Origin of the sequence: Actinosynnema sp. NPDC050436 (assembly GCF_040655415.1) — a bacterium.
GTDB lineage: Bacteria > Actinomycetota > Actinomycetes > Mycobacteriales > Pseudonocardiaceae > Actinosynnema.
The window spans coordinates 263,977-286,059 of record NZ_JBFAJV010000009.1; the positions used below are offsets into that span (position 1 = coordinate 263,977).

21 protein-coding genes are annotated in these 22,083 nt (G+C 73.0%); 14 read left to right on the plus strand and 7 right to left on the minus strand.

The window, feature by feature from the left end:
• Positions 1–135 precede the first annotated feature (135 nt).
• Positions 136–1,275 (minus strand): trypsin-like serine protease, encoded by a 1,140-nt coding sequence (locus AB0I60_RS22870; RefSeq protein ID WP_360732746.1) that lies wholly within the window; start codon positions 1,273–1,275, stop codon positions 136–138.
• Positions 1,276–1,646: 371 nt separating this feature from the next.
• On the opposite strand from AB0I60_RS22870, the gene AB0I60_RS22875 reads away from it, so the two are divergent.
• Complete coding sequence (locus AB0I60_RS22875) at positions 1,647–2,648, plus strand: NAD(P)-dependent alcohol dehydrogenase (RefSeq protein ID WP_360732747.1); 1,002 nt, start codon at positions 1,647–1,649, stop codon at positions 2,646–2,648.
• Here AB0I60_RS22875 and AB0I60_RS22880 read toward each other — a convergent pair.
• Entirely contained in the window at positions 2,635–4,647 is a 2,013-nt protein-coding gene (locus AB0I60_RS22880) for a neutral/alkaline ceramidase (RefSeq protein WP_360732749.1), read from the minus strand. The two genes, AB0I60_RS22875 and AB0I60_RS22880, sit on opposite strands and share 14 nt — an antisense overlap.
• A 154-nt stretch (positions 4,648–4,801) precedes the next feature.
• Between AB0I60_RS22880 and ligD the strand changes: the two genes are divergently transcribed.
• Positions 4,802–5,761, plus strand: coding sequence for a non-homologous end-joining DNA ligase (gene ligD, locus AB0I60_RS22885; protein WP_360732750.1), 960 nt, complete (start codon positions 4,802–4,804; stop codon positions 5,759–5,761).
• 13 nt (positions 5,762–5,774) lie between these two features.
• Here ligD and ppk2 read toward each other — a convergent pair whose 3' ends face one another.
• The gene (gene ppk2, locus AB0I60_RS22890) at positions 5,775–6,596 is read right to left on the minus strand and encodes a polyphosphate kinase 2 (RefSeq protein WP_360732752.1); all 822 of its coding nucleotides are present in this window, start codon (positions 6,594–6,596) and stop codon (positions 5,775–5,777) included.
• A 211-nt stretch (positions 6,597–6,807) separates the two neighbouring features.
• Here ppk2 and AB0I60_RS22895 point away from each other — a divergent pair, with 211 nt between their 5' ends.
• The 4 genes from AB0I60_RS22895 to AB0I60_RS22910 all read left to right on the plus strand — a co-directional run bounded on the left by AB0I60_RS22895 (position 6,808) and on the right by AB0I60_RS22910 (position 10,818).
• Entirely contained in the window at positions 6,808–8,025 is a 1,218-nt protein-coding gene (locus AB0I60_RS22895; protein ID WP_360732754.1) for a cytochrome P450, read from the plus strand.
• Between the two features lie 249 nt (positions 8,026–8,274).
• Entirely contained in the window at positions 8,275–9,213 is a 939-nt protein-coding gene (locus AB0I60_RS22900; protein ID WP_360732755.1) for a hypothetical protein, read from the plus strand.
• A 165-nt stretch (positions 9,214–9,378) separates the two neighbouring features.
• On the plus strand, positions 9,379–10,170 hold the full coding sequence (locus AB0I60_RS22905; RefSeq protein ID WP_360732756.1) for an ion transporter: 792 nt from the start codon (positions 9,379–9,381) through the stop codon (positions 10,168–10,170).
• Positions 10,171–10,242: 72 nt separating this feature from the next.
• Positions 10,243–10,818 (plus strand): XRE family transcriptional regulator, encoded by a 576-nt coding sequence (locus AB0I60_RS22910; RefSeq protein ID WP_360732757.1) that lies wholly within the window; start codon positions 10,243–10,245, stop codon positions 10,816–10,818.
• A gap of 13 nt (positions 10,819–10,831) precedes the next feature.
• Here the strand turns inward: AB0I60_RS22910 and AB0I60_RS22915 are convergent, their stop codons facing one another.
• The 3 genes from AB0I60_RS22915 to AB0I60_RS22925 all read right to left on the minus strand — a co-directional run bounded on the left by AB0I60_RS22915 (position 10,832) and on the right by AB0I60_RS22925 (position 13,021).
• Positions 10,832–11,458, minus strand: a complete 627-nt coding sequence (locus tag AB0I60_RS22915; protein WP_360732758.1) for a class I SAM-dependent methyltransferase — start codon at positions 11,456–11,458, stop codon at positions 10,832–10,834.
• A gap of 66 nt (positions 11,459–11,524) precedes the next feature.
• Positions 11,525–12,049: a hypothetical protein gene (locus tag AB0I60_RS22920; protein ID WP_360732760.1), complete on the minus strand. Its 525-nt coding sequence runs from the start codon at positions 12,047–12,049 to the stop codon at positions 11,525–11,527.
• Positions 12,050–12,085: 36 nt separating this feature from the next.
• Positions 12,086–13,021: an FAD-dependent oxidoreductase gene (locus tag AB0I60_RS22925; RefSeq protein WP_360732762.1), complete on the minus strand. Its 936-nt coding sequence runs from the start codon at positions 13,019–13,021 to the stop codon at positions 12,086–12,088.
• Positions 13,022–13,330: 309 nt separating this feature from the next.
• Between AB0I60_RS22925 and AB0I60_RS22930 the strand changes: the two genes are divergently transcribed.
• Together AB0I60_RS22930 and AB0I60_RS22935 are read left to right on the plus strand one after the other, a co-directional pair.
• A complete protein-coding gene (locus AB0I60_RS22930; RefSeq protein ID WP_360732763.1) occupies positions 13,331–14,386 on the plus strand; it encodes a chitinase in 1,056 nt (351 codons plus the stop codon).
• 188 nt (positions 14,387–14,574) lie between these two features.
• A complete protein-coding gene (locus tag AB0I60_RS22935; protein ID WP_360732765.1) occupies positions 14,575–15,243 on the plus strand; it encodes an HNH endonuclease family protein in 669 nt (222 codons plus the stop codon).
• A gap of 43 nt (positions 15,244–15,286) precedes the next feature.
• Here AB0I60_RS22935 and AB0I60_RS22940 read toward each other — a convergent pair whose 3' ends face one another.
• Entirely contained in the window at positions 15,287–16,921 is a 1,635-nt protein-coding gene (locus AB0I60_RS22940) for an amidohydrolase (RefSeq protein WP_360732766.1), read from the minus strand.
• A 458-nt stretch (positions 16,922–17,379) separates the two neighbouring features.
• Between AB0I60_RS22940 and AB0I60_RS22945 the strand changes: the two genes are divergently transcribed.
• The 6 genes from AB0I60_RS22945 (at position 17,380) to AB0I60_RS22970 (ending at position 22,082) form a co-directional block, all read left to right on the plus strand.
• Positions 17,380–17,457, plus strand: coding sequence for a putative leader peptide (locus AB0I60_RS22945; protein WP_360732865.1), 78 nt, complete (start codon positions 17,380–17,382; stop codon positions 17,455–17,457).
• 121 nt (positions 17,458–17,578) lie between these two features.
• Entirely contained in the window at positions 17,579–18,595 is a 1,017-nt protein-coding gene (locus tag AB0I60_RS22950; protein ID WP_360732768.1) for an ABC transporter substrate-binding protein, read from the plus strand.
• Positions 18,596–18,597: 2 nt separating this feature from the next.
• Positions 18,598–19,437 (plus strand): ABC transporter permease, encoded by an 840-nt coding sequence (locus AB0I60_RS22955; protein ID WP_360732770.1) that lies wholly within the window; start codon positions 18,598–18,600, stop codon positions 19,435–19,437.
• A complete protein-coding gene (locus tag AB0I60_RS22960) occupies positions 19,434–20,171 on the plus strand; it encodes an ABC transporter ATP-binding protein (RefSeq protein WP_360732867.1) in 738 nt (245 codons plus the stop codon). Before AB0I60_RS22955 ends, AB0I60_RS22960 begins: the two co-directional genes overlap by 4 nt.
• On the plus strand, positions 20,152–21,177 hold the full coding sequence (locus AB0I60_RS22965) for an ABC transporter substrate-binding protein (protein ID WP_360732772.1): 1,026 nt from the start codon (positions 20,152–20,154) through the stop codon (positions 21,175–21,177). Before AB0I60_RS22960 ends, AB0I60_RS22965 begins: the two co-directional genes overlap by 20 nt.
• Positions 21,174–22,082 carry an LLM class flavin-dependent oxidoreductase gene (locus AB0I60_RS22970; protein WP_360732773.1) on the plus strand — a complete coding sequence of 303 codons (909 nt, stop codon included), beginning with the start codon at positions 21,174–21,176 and terminating at the stop codon, positions 22,080–22,082. Before AB0I60_RS22965 ends, AB0I60_RS22970 begins: the two co-directional genes overlap by 4 nt.
• Position 22,083: the final 1 nt, after the last annotated feature.

The following is a 22,083-nucleotide window of genomic DNA, read 5'->3' on the forward strand; positions in this document are numbered from 1 at the left end:
ACGCGCTTCGGCCCAGGGGCGGTGGTGCGTTCGGCGCAGGCCGTGGCACGGGGCGGACGAAGGGGCCGGGACATTTCCGGGAATGCCGGAAATGCGGTGGCACCGGGGGCGCCACCGCATTTCACCGCGATCGGGTCAGGAAGTGGTCAGGGTGACGCCGTAGTAGTTCGCGGCGTCGACCACCGGCTGGTAGTAGGAATACGAACCGGTGGCGTTGGAGCCCTGGTTGAAACCGCAGTCGTGGCCGTCCGCCGGGCCGCCGGAGGTCATGCCCTGGGCGGTGTTGCCGGAGATGTACGCGCCGCCGCTGTCGCCGCCCTCGGTGCACACGGTCGACCGGGCGAGGCCCTTGGTGGAGGTGGACTCGCCGGAGTAGCGGACGGTCTGGTTGTAGGCCGACACCTTGCCGCAGGTCCAGCCGGTGGTGTTGCCCGCCTTGCAGATCGTCGCGCCCACCGCCGCCTTGGACAGGCCCTTGACCGCGACCGTGGTGCCCATCCGGGTGTCGACGTAGCCCCGGCCGGTGTCCTCGGGGTCGATGCTCATCAGACCCATGTCGGCGGACGGGAACCGGGTGGCGATGCCCTTGCCGATGTGGGTGCCGTTGGCGTCGAGGATGTCCGGGTTGCCCTCGACGCAGTGACCGGCCGTGAGCAGCACCTTCGCCCCGTTGCGGGTGCCGGGGAAGCCGAGCGAGCAGTTCGTGCCGGGCACCAGGTCCATGATCCGGCCCGGCACCACGTCGGCCTGCGGCGCGACCCGGGCCGCGCCGCGCTCGACGGCCACGCCGTCCATCCTGGACAGCTTCGCCACCAGCGCGGACGTGGCGTCCGGCTCGACGGTGACCAGGACGCGGTCGCCGACCACGTCCGGGCCCCACGCCTGCACCTGGCCGAGGTCCGCGCCGATGGCCCGCTCGACCTTCGCCGCCAGCGCGTCGAGGGCGCGCTCGCCGCGCGCGGCCGTGCGCGGGGTGAGGCCGGCGGCGGTGACGGCGGCCGGGTCGGAGGTGTTGGCGACCAGCCGGCCGGCGTGGTCGAAGAACGCGCCGTCGACCTGCACGCCCCGCGTGCGCAGGTCCGCCAGCGCGGCGGTCAGGTCGCGCTCGCGGTCCAGGCGGGCGGCGGCGTCGCGGGGCGAGGAGCCCTGGTCGGCGGCCAGGGCGGCGAGCATCGCCGGGTCGTACTCGGGTGCTGCGGAGGCGTTCGGGGTCAGCAGGGCAGCCCCGAACGCGGCGCCCACGGTGGCGAGGACGCCGATGGTGCGGATCTTCATTTTTTGTCGTCTTTCATCGCAGGGTTGACGAAATTGACATGCGGAAGGCGGTGCGGAAATTCGCCCGGGGCAACTGCGGAGTTCCCCGGGCGGCAGGTGCCCGGCCATTTCTCCGGGCAGCCGCCACGCTAGCCCGCGCAAACCGGGCACGCCCACCTACGAAAGTAGGCGACTGGTTCCGCCGGGTAGTCGGGCGCTTTCCCTCCGATGCCGGCCCCGCCGGTTGAAGACGGTCGAGCCGGCGCGCGCGGCAGTCCGCCCTACGGCTTAAGGACGGCGTCGGGGGTGCACCTAGGTGGGTTCCCCGGGATGTCCCGGAACTGCGGGAACGACCGGGCGGCCCGGCCCGGGGCCGCCGCTACCGTCACGCCATGAGAGCTGCGGTGCACACCAGGTTCGGCCCGCCCGACGTCGTGCGGGTCACCGAGAGACCCGTCCCCGTCCCCCGCCCGGACGACGTGCTGATCAAGGTGCACGCCACCACCGTCACCTCCGCCGAGTGCGCGATGCGCCGGGGAGAACCCGCGTGGGGACGGGTGATCCTCGGCCTGCGCCGGCCGCGCCGGCGGCTGCGGACGCTCGGGCTGGAGGTGGCGGGCGTGGTCGAGTCGGTCGGCTCCGGGGTCAGCCGGTTCGGGCCCGGCGACGAGGTGTTCGGCTTCACCGGGTTCGCGGTGGGCGCGCACGCCGAGTACGTGCGGGTGCCGGCGTCCGGGTCCCTCGCGCCGAAGCCGGCCGCGCTGACGTTCGCCGAGTCGGCCGCCGCCGTCGACGGTGCCACGACCGCGCTGTTCTTCCTGCACCACAAGCTCTCCGTGCGCGCCGGGCAGCGGGTGCTGGTCAACGGCGCGTCGGGCAGCATCGGCACCTACGCGGTCCAGCTCGCCAAGCACTTCGGCGCGGAGGTGGTCGGGGTCTGCGGGCCGGCCAACGTCGAGCTGGTCAGGTCGCTCGGCGCGGACGAGGTGATCGATTACACCGAGCGCGATTTCACGGCGGACCGGAGCCGCTACGACGTCGTGTTCGACACGGTGGCCAAGAGCTCGTTCCGCAAGGCGCGCGGTTCGTTGCGGCCGGGCGGGAAGTACGTGCCGACCACCGGGCTGTCCAACAACCTGTGGGCGCTGTGGACGGCCGTGCGCGGCGGCCCGAAGGTCGTGGTCGGCATGTCGGTGGACAAGAGCACGACCCTGCCGGTGGTCAAGGAGCTGGTCGAGGCGGGCGTGCTGCGGGTCGTGGTCGACCGGACCTACCCGCTGGAGCGGATCGCCGAGGCGTACCGGTACGTCGACACCGGGCGCAAGCGCGGCAACGTGGTGATCGCCGTGGTGGACCCGGTCGACCCGTCCCGGGACGCGCTCACCCCACCGTGAACGCGCGGCTGGTGCCGGTGAACGGGCTGACCGCGCCCGTCCAGCCGCTCTTCCAGTCGCCGTGGTGCACCAGCCGGTACGTGCCCGCCGGCGTGCCGGCCGGGATGGTCCAGGTGACGGTGGCCTCGGAGTTCGCCACCCCGACGCGCCGCCAGCGGTACCGGGTGGACCAGTCGCCGTCGTCGGCGACCCGGGCCCACCGCCCGTCCACGAGCCGCTGCACCTCCAGGAACGTGCCGTTGCGGTGCAGGTCGTTCTTCGGGTGGCCGGTCACGAACACCGCCGACGCCGTCTCGCCCCGGCGGTAGGAGGCGGCGGGTTCGGTGAGCACCTGGCCGAAGGCGTGCCACAGCGCCTTGTCGTCGAACACGACTCCGGTCTGCAGGTTGAGGTCGGTGAACGGCGGCGTGCCCGGCTCCGGACCGGCCGGGGCGGGTGTGCCGGCGCGCAGCGACGCCGCGAGCCGGCCGAACTCCTGCTGGTAGGCGGGCGCGGTGTTGCGGCCGAACAGGGTCGAGCCGCCCTCGTACTGCTGGGCGTCGTACTCCTCGGGCGTGGTGACGTACTGGCTGTAGTCGTTGGCGTAGCCCTGGATCAGCACGTCGGGCAGCGGCACGCCGAGTTCGCCCGCCACGGCCCGCCGGATGCGCAGCCCGGCCACGATGGTCACCTCGCCGGGCACCGCGACCAGGTGCAGCGCGCCCAGCTTGACGATCTGGAGCGGCAGCACGTTCGGCGTGGCCTGCACCAGCCCGGTCGGCACGAGCGACGCCTTGGGGTACTGGCAGTCCTTGAGCCACTGCGGCACCTCGACGTGCAGCGGCTCCAGCAACGCCTTGAGCGGGGTGACCATGCCCTCGGTGAAGCCGGGGACGGCCGGGCCGTCCTCGACGCTGCCCGCGAGGGTGGACGCGCCGACCACGCCGGAGCAGGTGGTGCCGGGGCGGCCGTCGGGGGTGTACCGGCCGTCGACGGCGACCGAGGCCATGTCCACGAACCGCATCCGGTGGTCGACGCTGCCGGTCACGGTCGTCTGCGGGCCGGCGGAGATCCGCTGCGCGGCGCGGCTCTGCCGCTCGCCGATGATCCGGGTGTTCTCCACCTCGTCCTGCGTGGGGCCGGAGCCGGGGCGCAGGTCGAGGTTGGGCGACATGTCGCCCGCGTTGGTGTTGGGGAAGGCGGCCACGAACCCGGGCCGGCCGTCGAGGTAGCGCACGCCGTGGTCGTCGTGCTCCCACTGGTAGGACGCGTACCCCTTGTTGTCTGGGCTGATCAGCGTGTTCTCGTTGGTCATCGACGTGTTGTGGGTGGCGAACCAGCTGATCGCGCCGACCTCGCGGCCGTTCTGGCGGAAGGTCAGCACGGTCATGGCGGGGTCGATGCCCAGCGGGAAGAACCCCTTGTCGGGATTGCGCTCGAACGCGGTGCGCGAGCGGTTGGCGCTGGCGTCGGTCAGCTCGCCCCGGCCCAGCGACAGCGAGCCGGGCCGGAGGTCCTCGTGGGCCGCGACGACCGATTCGGTGATGCCGTCGACGATCGCGTCCAGGGTCTGGCGCTGCATCCCGAGGATGGACAGGTTGTAGGCGAGGTTGTGCGAGAAGCCGCCGGGGCCGGCGTGCGTGTGGGTGGCGGAGAGCAGGACGTTGTCCCGGGTGTACAGGCTGCCGTAGCGGGCCTGGAGCTTGGCGAGGACGGCCTCCTGCACCGCGCGGAAGACCATGGCCAGGTCGGCGTTGACGTAGGCGACCCGCTTGCCGCCGGCCCGGTCGACCACGACGTAGGCCCGCGACCGCTGCCGCTGGTGGATGCCGCTGGTCTTCTGGTCGAACTTGGAGTACCCCATCATGCCGTTCTCGGCGGCCGGGCCGGTGATGTCGGAGATGCCCCGGCCGACCAGGTACGGCTCCGGCCCGGCCTGCGCGGCGGGCGGCCCGCCGAGCACCAGCGCGCCCACCAGGCAGGCCACCACCGACGCGACTGCCGACCGCTTCGACCGCATCCACCGCTCCCCAGGTACGCGAATCCGATTCACTTTTACTGGACAGTAGGTGATCGGGGCCACACGGGCAAGAGGCCGTTGGCGGTGCGCGGCGACCGGGGCGCGCGGTGCCGAGAACGCGCTGACCGGGCCGATCCGGGTTAGGTTTTCCCGCATGGGCCAGTCGCCTGCGGTGGAGTTGGAGGTCGGGGACCGCACCGTGCGGATCTCCAACCCGGATCGCGTCTACTTCCCGGCGCGCGGCGAGACGAAGCTCGACCTCGCCCGGTACTACCTGTCGGTCGGCGACGGCATCGTCCGCGCGCTGCGCGACCGGCCGTGCATGATGCACCGCTTCCCGTCCGGGGTGACCGGCGAGAAGGTGCACCAGAAGCGGCTGCCCGGCGGGGCGCCGCCGTGGGTGCCGACCGTGCGGGTGCACTTCCCCCGCTACAACCGGTACGCCGACGAACTGTGCGTCGCCGACGTCGCCGACGTGGTGTGGGCGGTGCAGATGTCGACCGTCGAGTTCCACCCGTGGAACTCGCGGCGGGCCGACACCGAGCAGCCCGACGAGTGGCGCATCGACCTCGACCCCATGCCGGACTGCCCGTTCTCCCGGGTGCGGCGGGTCGCGGGCGTGGTGCGGGAGGTGCTGGACGAGATCGGCGCGGTCGGCTGGCCGAAGACGTCCGGCGGCAGCGGCCTGCACGTCTACGTGCGGATCGAACCGCAGTGGGGGTTCCGCGACGTCCGGCGGGCGGCGCTGGCGTTCGCGCGCGAGGTCGAGCGGCGCGCGCCCGACGACGTGACCACGACGTGGTGGCGACGCGACCGCGATCCCCGCAGCCTGTTCATCGACTACAACCAGAACGCCCGCGACCACACGATCGCGAGCGCCTACTCGGTGCGCGGGGTACCGGAGGCGACCGTGTCCACGCCGCTGAGGTGGGACGAGGTCGCCGACGTCGACCCGCGCGACTTCACCATCGCCACCGTGCCGGCGCGCTTCGCCGAACTGGGCGACCTGCACGCGGGCATCGACGACGCGGTGTTCTCGCTGGAACCGCTGCTGGAGTGGGCCGACCGCGACGGCGAGGACTCCCCGGAGCACCCCGACGACACCGACGGCTGAGCGCGCCGGCGGGTCACCCGGCGTCCTTGAGGATCTTCGCCGCGTGGTCCGGGGCCTCCCGCTCGACCTCGCGGGGCGGGCGGACGTAGTTGCCCCGGCCCTTCGGGCGCTTCGGGAGCACCAGCGCGGGCCGCTCCACCGGCTTCCACGGCAGCGTGTCGAGCAGGTGCGCGATCATGTTCAACCGCGCCTTGCGCTTGTCCTCCGCCTCGACCACCGTCCACGGCGCGACCTCGGTGTCGGTGTGCACCAGCATGTCGTCCTTGGCGCGCGAGTAGTCGTCCCAGCGGGTGATCGACTCCAGGTCCATCGGCGAGAGCTTCCACCGCTTGAGCGGGTTGTCCAGGCGTTCCCGGAAGCGCTTCTCCTGCTCGGTGTCGCTGACCGAGAACCAGTACTTGCGCAGCAGGATGCCGTCCTCCACGAGCAGCTCCTCGAAGATCGGGCACTGCCGCAGGAACCGCTGGTACTCCTGCGGCGTGCAGAACCCCATCACCCGTTCGACGCCCGCGCGGTTGTACCAGCTCCGGTCCAGCAGGACGATCTCGCCCGCCGCCGGCAGGTGGTCGACGTAGCGCTGGAAGTACCACTGGGTGCGCTCGCGCTCGGTCGGCGCGGGCAGCGCCACGATCCGGCAGACGCGCGGGTTGAGGTGCTCGGAGACCCGCTTGATGGTGCCGCCCTTGCCGGCCGCGTCCCGGCCCTCGAAGACCACCACGACCCGCGCGCCGGACGCCTTGACCCACTCCTGCATCCGCACCAGCTCGCCCTGCAACCGCAGCAGCTCGGTCTCGTACAGCTCGCGCGGGTACCGCTTGGTGGTCTTCTTCGCCATGGCGGACAGCCTCGCAAACCGGCCCGGCATCGGCCAGCGGAGGGCCGTGCTTGATCCGCGCCGCCCGGCGGGACGGCGCAGGTGCACGCGTCGGAGCTGTGGCCGTCGCCGTAGCCGGCACGCGGGTCCGGGTGCCCGGCCTGGGCCGGATGCACCCGGATTCCCTCATCTGGCCGCAGAAACGCGAAGGATGTTCGGAGAGACTGCGATCATGAGCGATTCAGCGATCGCGGTGCCGTCCTACGACCTGTTCGCGCCGGACGTCGCCGCAGACCCCCACCCGCTGCTGCACCGCATCCGCGCCGAGAACCCGCTGATCCGGGTGCCGGAGCTCAACGGCTACCTGATCACCCGGCACGCCGACGTCGTCGCCGCCCTCAAGGACCGGCGGCTGGCCACCGCGAACCTCGGCCAGGGCCTCGACCGGCTCAGCCAGGCGGAGCGGGACGAGCTGCGGCCCGTGCTCCAGTCGATCGCGCTGTGGATGGGCCACACCGACGAGGACGACCACGTCCGGTTCCAGCAGCTCCTCAAGCGCTACTTCACCCCCGCCACGGTCAACCGGCTGCGCCCCCGGGTGCGCGAGCTGGCCGAAGAGCTGGTCGACGCGGTGGCGGCGTCCGGCCGCATGGACGTCGTGGCGGACCTGGCCTACCCGCTGCCCGCCAACGTGATCGCCGAGATGCTCGGGATGCCCACCAGCGAGCGCGAGCGGCTCCAGGCGTGGTCGCGGGACATCCTGGCGCTGTTCGCGCCGGCCGACTTCGCGCGGCTCCAGGCCAGCCAGCGCAGCGTGCTGGAGATGCAGGACTACCTGCGCGGGCTGGTGGCGCAGCGGCGGGCCGAACCGCGCGAGGACCTGCTGAGCATGTTCGTCGCCGCCGAGCGCGAAGGCGTGGTGACCGAGGACGAGATCGTGGCGAACTGCGTGCTGCTGCTGTTCGCGGGCCACGAGACCACGGCCAACCTGATCGCGAACGGGCTGGTGCTGCTGTTCGACCACCCCGACCAGTTCGAGCTGCTCAAGAGCCGCCGCGACCTGCTGCCCCAGGCGGTCGAGGAGATGCTGCGGTGCAGTGGACCGGCCAACACCATCGTCCGGGTGACCACCGAGCCGGTGGAGGTCGCGGGCCACGAACTGCCCGCCGGCCAGGTCGTGTACCTGGCGATGCTCGCGGGCAACCGCGACCCGGAGGTGTTCGAGGAGCCGGACCGGTTCGACATCACCCGCAAACCCAACCGGCACACGGCGTTCGGCCTCGGCGCGTTCTACTGCCTGGGCGCGGCGCTGGCCCGGATGGAGACCGACGTGTGCTTCAGCACCCTGCTCGACCGCCTGCCGAACCTCCGCCCGGCCTACGAGACCCCGGACCTGACCCTCAGCCCGCCGTTCGGCTGCCGGCTGGCGAGCCTCGACGTGACGTTCTGATGGCGCCTCTCCGCAACGTCGACCCGGCGACCGGGCCGGTGCGCTGACGGTCCTGGCCGGCCTGGCTCGAATGGGAAGGATTGCCTGGCGCAGAACCGACGTCGCCGCCCGGTCCGCGCACGATCGACGCGGGCCGGGCGTGAGGGGTCCTCGGCTCTTCGCCTCGACTACCCTCGCCACGCCCGTCCACCTCACCGGAACGGATGACCGATGCCGCTGTCAGCCTGTGTCGACTGTTCCGTGCGCCTCGTGGCCCAGGAGAGCTGGCTCGCGTCGCCGGTGGTCGAGAAGGTCCTGCTGGTAATCCTCGGCGCGGTGCTCGGCTTCCTGTCCTCCTACGCGCTGGACCGGCAGAAGGCCAAGCGGGAACCGCACCGGCAGATCTCCTGGGAAGCCGTGGTGGAGCAGGCCCTCATCGAGGTCAGCCGCGACATCAAGGGCAAGGTGCACGTCACCTACGACGGCACCGCCGTCCAAGCCCTGACCCACGTGACGTGCAAGGTCGTCAACACCGGCAACCAGGTGATCAAGGACCACGAGCTGCGGTTCTCGTTCCCGCGCGGTGTCCGGCTGATGGAGCACTACCTCGCCCCGCGACCCGATCCTGAACTCGGCGTCGAGCCGGTGGACGTGGGGTCGCTCGACGGGCGCCCGCAGTGCAAGTACCGCATCGCGCACCTGCAACGCGGCGAGGAGGTCACGTTCAACTTCGTCACGGCGGGTGGCGAGCTGGGCGAGTGGCAGCCCAAGTCGTTCAACAAGGACGACGACGTCGACTTCCAGCGGCGGGACGTCGTGCGGGTCAAGCAGGACCAGGAGCACCTCCAGCCGTTCCTGGTGCTGGCGCTCCTTGCAGTCGCGCTGCCGCCCGCGCTCGCGCTGTTCGACTTCGGCTACTTCAGCGACATCGGGGTGTTCCTCGTACGGGTGGGTCTGCTGGGCGCACTGATCCCGCACGTCCGGCCGCTGGTCCGGATCGTCAACGGGCTGATCACCGCCCGCCTGGCCCCGCCGGCCGCGCACCGGGGGAATCACGTCTCCGACGGGCGCTTCCGCAACGTCGTCCAGATCGGCGGCTCGGTCGACGGGAGCATCACGTTCTACCCGCAGACCGCGGACGACGGCAACGAGACCGGTGACGCCGCCCCCGGCCGGGTCGACGGCTCCCGGACAACCGGCGAGTCCTGATCGGACGGCCCGGACCACTGGCGCTTGATCACCTGCTCAGGTGAACCTGGTCAAGAGGTCTCCCCCGCCGGCCGATACCTGTCGGTGTCCACGCCGGACGCCGGGCGGGCCGGTCGGGTCCGCCGGCCCGGACGTGTCCCAGGCCGGCGAGGAGTGGCGAGACTGATGGGTTTGCGCGACCGGGTCACCGAGACCGTCGACGGCAAGCGGTTCCAGCGGGCGATCATCGGGGTGATCGTCGTGAACGCGATCGCGCTGGGCTGCGAGACCTCGCCGACCCTGGTGGCCGCGCACGGCGGGCTGCTGTCCGCCGTGGACCGGGTCGCCATGACCGTGTTCGTCCTCGAACTGTCCGCCCGCCTCTACGCGCACCGGCTGGCGTTCTTCCGCGACCCGTGGAACGTGTTCGACTTCGCCGTGGTGGCGATCTCGCTGGTCCCCGCCGCCGGGCCGCTGTCGGTGGTGCGGTCGCTGCGCATCCTGCGCGCGCTGCGGCTGGTGGCGATGGTGCCGAGTATGCGCCGCGTGGTGAGCGCCCTGGTGAAGTCGATCCCGGGCCTGCTGTCGCTGACCGGGCTGCTCCTGCTGCTGCTCTACGTGGGTGGTGTGGTGGCGATCAACCTGTTCCGCCCCAGCGGCGACGACCGGTTCGCCGACCTCGGCTCGACCGTGCTGACGCTGTTCCAGATCACCACCGGCGACGGCTGGTCGGACGTGATGCGCGACCTGATGCGCGACCAGCCGCTGGCCTGGGTCTTCTTCGTCTGCTACCTGCTGGTGGGCACGTTCACCATGCTCAACCTGTTCATCGCCGTGGTGTGCAGCGCGATGGACTCCGACGCGCCGCCGCCGGCGCCGGACCACCTGGTGCTCTCCGAGGTGCAGGCGCTGCGCGAGGAGGTGCGGGCGCTGCGGTTGCAGCCGGTCGGGCCGGCCGAGCGCGGCAGCGCGAACTGACCCCGCCGGTCCGCGCCCGATCGGGCGCGGACCGGTTGCAACGGGGCTTGCCGGTTCGGCAAGCTGGTGGGCATGGACGAGTTGGACGACGTGCTCCGGGCGGTCGGTCCGAGGTTGCGGGCCATCCGGCGGCAGCGCGGGGTGACGCTGGCCGACCTGGCCGCGTCCACCGGCATCTCCGAGAGCACCCTGTCCCGGCTGGAGAGCGGACAGCGGCGGGCCAACCTGGAACTGCTGCTGCCGCTGGCCAGGGCGCACGGGGTGCCGCTGGACGAGCTGGTCGGCGCACCCGACACGGGCGACCCGCGGGTGCACATGCGCCCGCTGCGGCGCGGCAACCGCACGATCATCCCGCTGACCCGCCGCGCGGGCGGGCTGCAGGCGTACAAGATGATCATCCCGGGCACCCGGGGGCACGTCGAGCCGGAGCTGCGCGTGCACGAGGGCTACGAGTGGCTCTACGTGCTCGACGGCACGCTCCGGCTGCTGCTGGGCGACCAGGACCTGGTGCTCAAGCCGGGCGAGGCCGCCGAGTTCGACACGCACGTGCCGCACTTCTTCGACGCGGCCGGCGCCGGGCCCGTCGAGCTGCTGACGCTGTTCGGCCAGCAGGGTGAACGGGCCCACGTGCGGGCCCGCACCAAGTGACCGCCGGCTGGGGTCAGGCCCGCCGGCGGATGCGCAGCACGTTGTCGTCGCGGTGGCCGGGCCCGCCGTCCGGGTCGGTCATCTCCCGGCGCACGACCTCGTCGGTCTCGACCACCCACTCCTCACCGAGGTCCAGCGACCGCAGCACGTCGGCGGTGGTCGGCAGCACGACGTCCTGGTGCGGGTGGTCGGTCACCCAGGACGGCCAGCCCGCGTGCCCGCCGACCACCAGCACGCCACCGGGCGCGACCGCGCCGGCCGCGCGCCGCAGGATGCCGTCCCGCTCCCCGTCGCGCTCCACCGGCGAGTGCAGGAACTGCGCGGACACCAGGTCGAACTCCCCCTGCGGGAACGTCTCGCCGAGGTCGTGCCGCTCGAACGTGATCAGGTCCGCGACCCCGGCGTCGGCGGCGCGGGCGGCGGCCCGGCCCAGCGCGGTCGCCGACACGTCCACGCCCAGCACCCGCCAGCCCCGGGCGGCCAGCCAGATGGCGTCACCGCCCTCCGCGCACCCCAGGTCCAGCGCGGTGCCGGGGGTGAGCGCGGACACCTCGCGCACCAGCAACGGGTTCGGGTTCCCGCTCCACACCTGGTCCTTGTCCAGGTAGAAGCCCTCCCAGAACTGCTCGGTCGTCGTCATGGCCGAACTGTGCACCGGAGGTCCCGGAACGCGCCAACTTCCTTGCCGAACCGGCAAGACCGCCGGCTACGGGCGCGGGGTGAGGACGGCGACCTGGGTGATCTGGCGCAGGAACTCCGGGCTCGCCGCGCCGGTCACGTTCTCGGCCTCGGCGACCACGACCGTGGTGTTGAACAGCTCCGAGTCGTAGTGGTGGGCGGTGAAGGTGATCTCGTCGAGCCGCAGGAGGCTCGCGGGCAGCGGCGTGATGTCGCCGGTCGCGTAGATGTCCTCGACCCGCTTGAACTCCTTGGCCACGTCCCGCTCCACGAACTCCACCCACGCCACGGAGACCGCGACCAGCGACCCCTTGCCGTCGGCGAGGGTGAACAGCGCCCGGCTCAGCGACCGGCACGGCGCGGCGGCCAGCAGGTCGTGGACCTGGCCGAAGGAGTGGGCGACGCAGTCCTGGTCGGTGCGGCTGGTCTGGTCGACCACCGTGAGGCCAAGGTCGCGCCACGCCTCGTCGTCGGGCTGCCCGGCGACGCTGCCGGCGCCCACGGCGACCGCACCGGCCACCGCCGCTGCCGCGACCACACCACCGACGCCCACGAGTGTCCCCTTCCCGCCACCAGGACGATTCCCGCGTCAGGGGCCGGCCAAACCGACGACGTCCGCCGCGCAGCCCCAGGACAGTGTCACACCCGAACCCCCGTGCCCGTAGCAGCTGACCAGCGCCTGACCGGCCACGGTCACCCGGTCGAGGCGCACCGACGGCCGGACGGGGCGCAGCCCGACCGCGCGCGACACGACCGGCACGCCCCGCAGCTCGGGCACCAGGGCGACCACCCGGTCCAGCACGGCGCGTTCCACGTCCGGGTCGTGCGCGGTGCCGGACTCGCCGCGGTCGGCCGTGCCGCCGCACACCACGTCGTGCCCGCGCGGGATCGCGTAGGCCATGCCGGCGGGGTTGTCGTCGTCCACCACCCAGCGGGTCAGGCCGGGGTTGGCCAGCCGGACGACCTGCCCGCGCACCGGTTCGAGGGTGGGGTCGCCCACCAGCACGCCGGACGCCAGCCCCGCCGCGACCACGACGGTCGGCTGCGGGAGGTCGGCCGGCCGGACCACGTGCGCGCGCCGGAACGCGACCCCGACCCGGGCGCAGCGCGCGGCCAGCCAGCCCAGGTAGGCCGCCGTGTCGACCACCGGGACCGAGCAGACCACGCCGGACGCGACCCCTTCGGGCAGCTCGTCGGGCCGGGCCGCGCGGCAGTCCGGGACGACGGCGGTCCACGCCAGGTCGGGGTCGTCCGCGCGGTGCAGGACGATCCCCTCGCGCCAGAACACGCCGGTCGTGGGCATGGCGGCCAGCTCGGCGAAGCGGTCCAGCGACTCCCGCGCCCACCGCAGCACGGCGTCGGCCGGCGCGGCCAGGTACGGGAACCACAGGCCGCCCGCGACGGCCGAGACGGTGTCGCCGGGGGCCCGGTCGGCGACCACCTCCACCCGGTGCCCCGCCTCGGCCAGCCGCAGCGCGCAGGTCAGCCCGATCACCCCGCCGCCGACCACCGCGATGTCACCCATGTGACCGTCGTACCAGCCGGCGGGGTCGGGCACGTTCCGCCGAACGCCGGGTTGTCAGCCACCCCGCCGTGCTGCTTCCATGGGATTTCCGATAGATCACTTCTGGCGGCGCAAACCAGCGGCACCCCCGCTGGGGGCCAGCGAGCGAGAACCCCGGAGGTTCGAGCGCTGCCCAGGAGAACCCCTCCCCGGCACCGAGGCACAGCCCGTCGCGGCCCTGACCACGCCACGGGCGGTCGAACCTCGCCGAGAAAACGACCACTGGCGGTTCCGCCCTGCGGAAACGGACCGCCGAGAAGGAGTCGGGACATGATTCGTCGGCTTGCACGACTGCTCGCCGCCGGCGCGGCGGTGCTGCTCACCGCCTCGCTCACCACGTCGGCGGGCGCGGCGCCCGCCGCCGCCGAGGAGACCTGCCCGGTGAAGTCCAGGCCCACCGGGAAGGTGCTGCACGGCTACTGGGAGAACTGGGACGGCGCGAAGAACGGCGTGCACCCGCCGCTGGGCTGGATCCCCATCACCGACCAGCGCATCCGGGACAACGGGTACAACGTGATCAACGCGGCGTTCCCGGTGATCCGGTCGGACGGCACGGTGCTGTGGGAGGACGGCATGGACGCCACCGTCAAGGTCGCCACGCCGGCCGAGATGTGCGCGGCCAAGGCGGCCGGCCTGACCATCCTGATGTCGATCGGCGGCGCGACCGCCGGCATCGACCTCAACTCGACCGCCGTGGCGGACCGGTTCGTCAACACGGTGGTGCCGATCCTGCAGAAGTACAACTTCGACGGCATCGACATCGACGTGGAGACCGGGCTGGTCGGCGGCGGCAACATCAACACGCTGTCCGCGTCGCAGTCCAACCTGATCCGGATCATCGACGGCGTGCTGGCGCGGATGCCGTCCAACTTCGGCCTCACCATGGCGCCGGAGACGGCGTACGTGACCGGCGGCAGCGTGGTGTACGGCTCGATCTGGGGCGCGTACCTGCCGATCATCAAGAAGTACGCGGACAACGGCCGGTTGTGGTGGCTGAACATGCAGTACTACAACGGCAGCATGTACGGCTGCAGCGGCGACTCGTACCAGGCGGGCACCGTGCAGGGCTTCACCGCCCAGACCAACTGCCTGAACAAGGGCCTGGTGATCCAGGGCACCACGATCAAGGTGCCGTTCGACAAGCAGGTGCCGGGGCTGCCGGCCCAGCCGGGCGCGGGCGGCGGGCACATGTCGACCGGCCTGGTCTCCCAGGCGTGGAACACCTACAGCGGCCAGCTCAAGGGCCTGATGACCTGGTCGATCAACTGGGACGGCTCGCGCAACTGGACGTTCGGCCGGAACGTGAAGTCGTTGCAGGGCCGCTGACGCGCGCCGGGCGCTCCGGTCCCGGACCGGAGCGCCCGCTCGTCCGACGGGGGCACTCGTCCTCTACGGCCGGGGTTCGGCGTCCGCGTAGTCGTTACGGCGCAACGTGATCGGCCGTTCGGCGGCGTTGGGCGGACGGTCGCGCGGGGAATTCCGTGGGGGCGAGAACTCACCCCTCGGAGGAGCCGATGTCCCGGCGCGCGACGACCGTGCTGATCGCCGTCCTGCTGGCCGGTTGCAGCACCTTCCCGGCAGCCACCGGGGGCTCCGGCGGGGAGAAGGTCCCGCCGGGCACCCTCGACGCCGAGACCGCCCGCACCCGGCTCACCGAGATCCCGGTGGCGGACCCCGGCGGCCTGGCCGGGTACGTCCGGGACTGCGACCGGGGCGCGGCGTGCGTGTTCGGGCAGCCGTGGTCCGACGTGGACGGTGACGGCTGCGACCAGCGCAGCCAGGTGCTGGCGCGGGACCTGGTGGACGTGAAGCGCAAGGAGGGCCGCTGCGCGGTCACCTCCGGCACCCTTTACGACCCCTACACGGGCGAGACGATCACCAGCGTGTCGAAGGTCCAGATCGACCACGTCGTGCCGCTGGCCGAGATGTGGCGCAGCGGCGCGTCCGGCTGGACACCCGAACGCCGCACGGCCGCTGCCAACGACCTGCGCAACCTGGTGGCCGTGCAGGGCAAGGCCAACCAGTCCAAAGGCGACAAGACCCCGGACGAGTGGATGCCGCCCAGCCCCGGCTACGCCTGCGCGTACGCCCGGATCTACGTGGGCGTGAAGGCCGAGTTCGGCTTGACCGTGAGCACGCCCGAGCGCACGGCCCTGGAGCGCACCCTGGCCTCCTGCGCGTAGGCGGGACCGGCCACGAGGTGATCCCCGTGGCCGGCCTCCGCGATCAGGGGCGCTTGAAGACCTGGCGGCCGGCGAACCACGTCTCCAGCACCGCCGTGCGGTACAGCTCCTCGACCGGGCTGTCGAACGGGTTGCGGTCCAGCACGACGAAGTCGGCGGACTTGCCCGGGGTCAGCGAGCCGGTCACGTCGTCCACGCCCATGGCCCGCGCGCCCGAGAGCGTGAACGCCTCGACGGCCTCGGCGAGGGTGATCGCCTGCTCCGGCCACAGCGCGCCGGGGTGCGCGCCCGCCGGGTCCTGGCGGGTCACCAGGCCCTGGATGCCCTCCCAGGCGTTGGGGGACTCGCTGACCGGCCAGTCCGACCCGCCGGCGACCAGCGCGCCGCTGTCGAGCAGGGACCGGTTGGGCTGCATCCTCGACGCGCGGTCGGCGGGCAGGACGTTGGCGATCGCCGACGGGATCACGCCCGGCACCCACAGGAACGGCGAGATGTCGGCGGCCACGCCGAGCGCGGCGAACCTGGCCAGGTCGTCGGGGTGCACGAACTGGCCGTGCGCCACCTGGAACCGGGTGGCGGTGTGGCCCTCGGCGCGCAGCTTCTCCACCGCGTCGAGCGTCGCGCGCACCGCCGCGTCGCCGGTGCAGTGGATCTTCGCGGACAGCCCGGCGGACGCGGCGGCGCGCAGCCACCCCTCCAGCTCGGCGGGCGGCATGGTCGGTGCGCCGTGGAAGCACGCGCCGTGCGCCTCGTCGGGCAGGTACGGCTCCAGGAACGCCGCCGTGCGGGTGGGCGGGACGCCGTCGAGGAAGATCTTGACGAAGTCCGGCCGGTGGTGCTCGCTGCGGTAGCGGTCCCCCACCTCCATCAGCGCCGACCCGATCGGGTCGAAGCCGAAGATCGGGTCGTTGACCAGCAGCGACGACACCACCCAGGCGGCCAGGTCGCCGGCGTCGTCCAGGGTCTTGAGGGCGTTGAGGATGTCGACCGACACGCCGGCGTCCTGGAACGCGGTGATGCCGAAGGAGTGCAGCACCTCGATGGCGTGCCGGGACGCGCGCGCGTGCTGCTCGTCGGTCAGCGTGCTCGTCTTGCGGACGGCCCGTTCGACCTGGACGCCCGCCGCTTCCAGCAGGACGCCGGTCGGTGCGCCGGTCGCCGGGTCGCGGACGATCACGCCGCCCGCCGGGTCCGGTGTCGAGGAGGTCACGCCGGCCAGTTCCAGCGCCCGGCTGCTGACCCACCGGTTGTGCCTGCTGTCGTCGGTGAGCATGACCGGACGGCCGCCCGCCGCGTCGTCCAGCGCGCGCCGGGCCGACTCCCGGGACAGCGTCTCCACCAGGGTCGACGCCCACGCGCCGCCGACCACCCACTCGTCCGGGCCGAGGTCGCGCGACCGGGCGCGGACCGCGTCGAGGATCGCCTCGAAGCCGTGGTCGCCGCCGAAGGTCAGCTCGAACAGCGCGGCCCGCCCGGCCAGCGCGTGGTGGTTGTGCACGTCGACCAAGCCGGGCATGACGAACGCGCCGCCCAGGTCGCGGACCTCGGTGCCCGGTCCGGGCTCGACCGCGTCGAGGGCGACCACCCGGCCGCCCTCGACGGCCAGGGAGGTGGCGCGGGGGTGCGCGCTGTCGACCGTGTGGACCGTCGCGTTGGTGAGGATCAGATCGGCTGCCAAGGTTCGGGCACTCCCGGTCGGGTCGCGGCGGCGCGGTGGGCACCGGCACCGGCCGGCCGTCCACGCCCTCCTTCAGGCGGAAACCGGAGGCCGGGGCACGCGGCTCCGGCACTCCGCTGACCCGGGCAGTCTCGGCGTGCCGGGTCCCCGGCGGAACCACGCACCCCGGCTCCGTGCGGCACCGGACAAGAAGGATGCGCTGACGACCAACCGCGCGCCACCCGGGCCACCGGATCGGGTCGGATCGGGCAGGGCGAGGTCGGATGGGGCCGGGTCGGGCGTCGGCGAGGCGCCGGAGGCGCGTCGGCGACGGCGGCAGGTTCCGGGCGGGGTTGCCACCATGTGGAAGACCGGAGGGTAGCCGGGGGAAATAGTGCCTGGTCAGAGGTATTTCCATGATGCGGGAAGCGCCGGGGCGCGATTGACCGGCCTGCTGCGCGCTCCCTAGCGTTCCCGGCATGAGGCTGCCCCGGCTGACCACGCGTCAGCACGTCGACCTGCTCCGGGTCGCCAGCGCGCTGTGTCCGCCGCGCTGAGCGGCACCACGCGCTCCCCTCACCACCTCCCCGCCTGACGACCGCGCCCGAGCACCACGGGTCGCGGCGTCCCGGCGACCCCTTCCCCGGTTCCCCGCAGCAAGGAGTGGCAGGCACAGCCATGGGTTTTTTCGCGCGCTCCACGATCTCCCGGACGGCCGCACTCGGCCTCGCCTCGGTCCTGGTCACGGCGCTGGCCGCGTGCGGTGGCCAGGCCGACGCCGGCTCCGGGCAGGTCGTGGTCAGGCTGGTCGACCCCGGCAACTACGGACCGCTCGCCTACGCCAAGAAGAACAAGAGCTTCGACGGCCCGCTGGCCAAGCTCAACGCCAGGGTCGAGTGGGGCGGCACGTACGCGTCGTTCACCGCGACCACCGACGCCATCCACTCGGGCGCGGTGAACTTCGCCGAGGGGGCCTTCTCCCCCGCGCTGGGCTACCTCGCCACCTCGGACGACATCAAGATCGTCGCGGTCAAGGACGTGGTGACCGACGAGCGGGCCGGTGCCGGTGACGGGCTCGTCGTGCCGCCCGACAGTCCCATCAGGACGGTCCAGGACCTGCGCGGCAAGCGGGTCGCGGTGAACAAGGCCGGTCGCGGCGAGTACCTGCTGCTGCTCGCGCTCAAGGAGGCGGGCATCCCCGCCGACCAGGTGCAGCGCGTCCACCTGCAACAGGACCAGGCCGCCTCGGCGTTCGCCAGCGGGCAGGTCGACGCCTGGGTCGCCATCGTGCGGGCGTTCCCGCAGGCGGTCGCCAAGGGCGCGCGGGTGGTGTTCCGGGGCCGTGACCTGCCGTCCGACGACCTGAACATGTTCGTCGCCCGCACCGACCTGCTGGCCCGGGGCCCCGAGGTCGTCCGCACCCTGATCACCGTGCTGTCCGAGTTGGACGAGCAGGAGAAGGCAGAGCCGGAGAAGTTCCAGAACGTGTTCGCCGACCAGGGACCGACGGCGGCGACGGGGCTCCAGCTCGACAACAACATCGCCATCGGGCGGTACGACAACGTGCTGCGCCTGCCCGAGCCCGAGGACGAGGCGCGGCTCACCGGGGTGTCGGCGGTGTTCACCGAGAACAAGGTGCTGCCCGCCGCCGCCGACCCGAAGAAGGCGTTCCACGACTGGGCGGGCACCAAGTGACCGTGACGGCGGTCCGCCCGGCCCACGCGGCGCCGGCGCTGGAGGAACCCGCCTTCCTGGGCACGAAGTCGCGCAACCGGTGGCTGTCCCTGGCGCTGCGGGCCGGCGTGCCCGCGCTGCTCCTCGCCGCGTGGTGGTACTCGACCGCGCACGACCTGGTGTCGACCGAGGTGCTGGCCTCGCCCGGCCAGGTGGTGCGGGCGTTCTGGGAACTGGTGGGCACCGGCCAGCTCCGGGACTACGCGCTGGCGTCGTTCGGGCGGGCCGGGCTCGGCGTCGGCATCGGCGTGGGCGTCGCCCTGGTCCTCGGCCTGGTCAGCGGGTTGACCAGGCTCGGTGAGGAACTGGTCGACGCGACCGTGCAGATCGTCCGGGTCGTGCCGTTCCTGGCGCTGGTGCCGCTGTTCATCTCGTGGTTCGGCGTGGACGAGGCGTTCAAGGTGGCGCTGATCGCGGTGTCGTCCGCCTCGCCCATGTACGCCTACACCTACCTGGGCGTGCGGTCGGTGGACCGCAAGGTGGTCGAGGCGGTGCGCGGGTTCGGGCTGACCGGGTGGCGGCTCGCGGTCGGGGTGATCGTGCCCAGCGCGCTGCCGAACATCCTGATGGCGCTGCGGATCTGCCTGGGCATCAGCCTGGTCGGGTTGATCGCGGCCGAGCAGGTCGGCGCCACCGAGGGGATCGGCTACCTGGTCACCCTCGCCCAGCAGTACTACCGGAACGACTACATGGTGCTGTGCATCGTGGTGTACGCGGTGATCGGGATCGGGGTGGACCTGGTGATCAGGCTGGTGGAGCGGACCGCGATGCCGTGGCTGCGGCACGGGGCGGCGACCGGATGAGCGACGCCGTGGTGCGGTTGCGCGGCATCCGCAAGGACTTCGGGGCCAAGCGCGTCCTGGACGGGATCGACCTGGACGTCGCGCCGGGCGAGTTCGTCGCGCTGCTCGGCCCGAGCGGCACCGGCAAGACCACCCTGCTCCGGCTGCTGTCGGGCCTCCAGCGGCCCGATGCCGGGACGGTCCTGGTGCCCCGTGCGCGCACGGTCGTGTACCAGGAACCCCGGCTGGTGCAGGCCCGCCGGGTGCTCGCCAACGTGACGATCGGCCAGCGGGGCAAGGCCGCGCGCGGTCCCGGCCTGGCCGCGCTGGCCGAGGTGGGGCTCGCGGACAAGGCGCGGAGCTGGCCCGCCACGCTGTCCGGCGGGGAGGCGCAACGGGTCGCGCTCGCCCGCGCGCTGGTCCGGCAGCCGGAGCTGCTGCTGCTCGACGAGCCGTTCGCCGCGCTGGACGCGCTGACCCGCCTGCAGATGCAGCAACTGGTGGCCGAGCTGTGCGCGCGGCACCGCCCGGCGGTGCTGCTGGTCACCCACGACGTGGACGAGGCGCTGCTGCTGGCCGATCGGGCGATCGTGCTGCGGGACGGCGGTTTCGCGCTCGACCGGCGCATCGACGTGCCCCGGCCGCGCGACCGCGACGACCGCGCCGTGATCGCCCACCGCAAGGACTACCTCGCCGCCCTCGGCGTCTCCCCCGACCACCCTCCCAGGAGCACCCATGAGCACGTCGACGCTTGAGCAGGACCGGATCTGGTACACCCGCTGCCCGGTGCCCACGGCCAGCGGCCTGGCCCACGACCTGGGCTGGCTGGCCGAGGAGTTCGCGGCCGACGGCCTGGACGTCGGCGTGCTCCAGGACGCGCCGCCCGACATCGCCGCGCGGCACTTCGACCACCGGCTGGTGGGCCTGTTCCGCGAGGGCGGCAACGTGCCCGCGCTGGTGGCCAGGTCCGAGGGAGCGCCCACCCGGCTGATCGGGTTGACCTGGATCGACGAGTCGCAGCTCATCGTGGTGCGACCGGGCTCCGGCATCACCGCGCCCGAGCACCTGGCAGGCAGGCGGGTCGCGCTGCCGGCGTTCGCCGCCGACCGGGCGCGCAGCTTCCCGCGCGCGATGGCGCTGCACGGGTTCGCCGGCGCGCTGCGCGCGGTCGGGCTGTCCCTCGCCGACGTGGTGCCGGTCGAGGTGCCGACCGGGCAGGGCGACGTCGGCCGGGGCGCGCAGGGCGGCGGTTCGCTGTTCGGCATCGAGGCGCTGGCGCGCGGCGAGGTGGACGCCGTGTACGTCAAGGGCGCGCGGGCCGCCGAGGAGGCGGCGGCGCACGGGCTGGTGACGGGGGTCGACCTCGACGCGTTCGCGGACCGGCGGTTCCGGGTCAACAACGGCACGCCCCGGCCGATCACCGTGCACGAGCAGATCCTCGCCGAGCGGCCGGACCTGGTGGCCCGGTTCCTGTTCAGGACGCTGCGCGCGGCCGACTGGGCGGCGGTGAACCTGGACCGGGTGCGCGAGATCCTGGCGCGGGAGACCCGTTCGGGCCCGGACGGCGTGGCCGCCGCGTACCGGGACGGGTTCCACGAGTCGCTGCACCCCGACCTGTCGCCGGAGCGGCTGGAGCTGCTGACCCGCCAGAAGGACTTCCTGCTGGCGCACGGGTTCCTCGCGCGGGACGTGGACGTCCGGGCGTGGGCGGCGCACGAGCCGCTGGCCGGGGCGCACGCCCTGCTGGAGGCCGGCCGGTGAGCGCGCCCAGAATCATCTGGACCATCCCGACCCGGGGCGACGGCCCGCGCGCCCGGGGCTGGGCGGCCGCGCCGGCGCTGCCGCCGTTCATCCGGGACGGCCGGGCCGGCGGGCCGCCGCCCACGCCGTTCGACCACCTGCACCAGATCTCCCGCGCTGCGGAGCTGGGCGGGCTGGCCGGAGTGCACGTGCCCTACGACCCGTTCGGCGAGGAGTCGCTCGTGGTCTCCGCCTCCCTCGGCCGCGACAGCCGCTTCCTCGACGTCGTGGCGGGCTTCCCGGCGGGCATCGCCACCCCGGTGTACGCGGCGAAGCTGTCCGCGACCCTGCAACGGGCCTTCGGCGGACGGCTGGGCTGGCGGCTGGAGGTGGAGCTGGACGACCGCGTCCAGCGCGCCCAGGGCGACTTCGTCACCGGCGCGGACCGGTACGCGCGGGCGGCCGAGTTCCTCACCGTGGCCCGCGCGGTGTGGCACGGCCGGGACGTCGACTTCACCGGCCGGTTCTACGAGGTCGTCAAGGGCGGGTTCACCGGCCCGCTGGCAGGCCTGCCGTTCCCGCCCGTCTACCTGTCCGGCACGTCCGACGAGGCGCTGGCGCTGTCCGCCGAGCACGCCGACGTGCACGTGTTCGACCACGCGCCGGACGACGAGCTGGACCGGCACCTCGCCCGGCTCGACGGACGGGTCCGGCGGGCGTTGCAGGCCGTCGTGCACGCCCGGGAGGAGGAGGCCGAGCTGACCGCCGGACCGGGCCTGCGCGGCACCTACGCCCAGGTCGCCGATCAGGTCGAGGCGTACCGGGAGCGGGGTTTCGACACCTTCTTCCTGTCCGCCGACCCCGCGCTCGAAGAGGTGCTGCGGATCGCGCAGCACCTGCGTCCGCTGCTCGCCGGGAGGGCCTGAC

Coding starts and splice junctions, on each gene's coding strand:
- AB0I60_RS22870 (WP_360732746.1), bottom strand. CDS start 1,275: ATGAAGATCCGCACCATCGGCGTCCTCGCCACCGTGGGCGCCGCGTTC.
- AB0I60_RS22875 (WP_360732747.1), top strand. CDS start 1,647: ATGAGAGCTGCGGTGCACACCAGGTTCGGCCCGCCCGACGTCGTGCGG.
- AB0I60_RS22880 (WP_360732749.1), bottom strand. CDS start 4,647: ATGCGGTCGAAGCGGTCGGCAGTCGCGTCGGTGGTGGCCTGCCTGGTG.
- ligD (WP_360732750.1), top strand. CDS start 4,802: ATGGGCCAGTCGCCTGCGGTGGAGTTGGAGGTCGGGGACCGCACCGTG.
- ppk2 (WP_360732752.1), bottom strand. CDS start 6,596: ATGGCGAAGAAGACCACCAAGCGGTACCCGCGCGAGCTGTACGAGACC.
- AB0I60_RS22895 (WP_360732754.1), top strand. CDS start 6,808: ATGAGCGATTCAGCGATCGCGGTGCCGTCCTACGACCTGTTCGCGCCG.
- AB0I60_RS22905 (WP_360732756.1), top strand. CDS start 9,379: ATGGGTTTGCGCGACCGGGTCACCGAGACCGTCGACGGCAAGCGGTTC.
- AB0I60_RS22910 (WP_360732757.1), top strand. CDS start 10,243: ATGGACGAGTTGGACGACGTGCTCCGGGCGGTCGGTCCGAGGTTGCGG.
- AB0I60_RS22915 (WP_360732758.1), bottom strand. CDS start 11,458: ATGACGACGACCGAGCAGTTCTGGGAGGGCTTCTACCTGGACAAGGAC.
- AB0I60_RS22925 (WP_360732762.1), bottom strand. CDS start 13,021: ATGGGTGACATCGCGGTGGTCGGCGGCGGGGTGATCGGGCTGACCTGC.
- AB0I60_RS22930 (WP_360732763.1), top strand. CDS start 13,331: ATGATTCGTCGGCTTGCACGACTGCTCGCCGCCGGCGCGGCGGTGCTG.
- AB0I60_RS22935 (WP_360732765.1), top strand. CDS start 14,575: ATGTCCCGGCGCGCGACGACCGTGCTGATCGCCGTCCTGCTGGCCGGT.
- AB0I60_RS22945 (WP_360732865.1), top strand. CDS start 17,380: ATGAGGCTGCCCCGGCTGACCACGCGTCAGCACGTCGACCTGCTCCGG.
- AB0I60_RS22950 (WP_360732768.1), top strand. CDS start 17,579: ATGGGTTTTTTCGCGCGCTCCACGATCTCCCGGACGGCCGCACTCGGC.
- AB0I60_RS22960 (WP_360732867.1), top strand. CDS start 19,434: ATGAGCGACGCCGTGGTGCGGTTGCGCGGCATCCGCAAGGACTTCGGG.
- AB0I60_RS22965 (WP_360732772.1), top strand. CDS start 20,152: ATGAGCACGTCGACGCTTGAGCAGGACCGGATCTGGTACACCCGCTGC.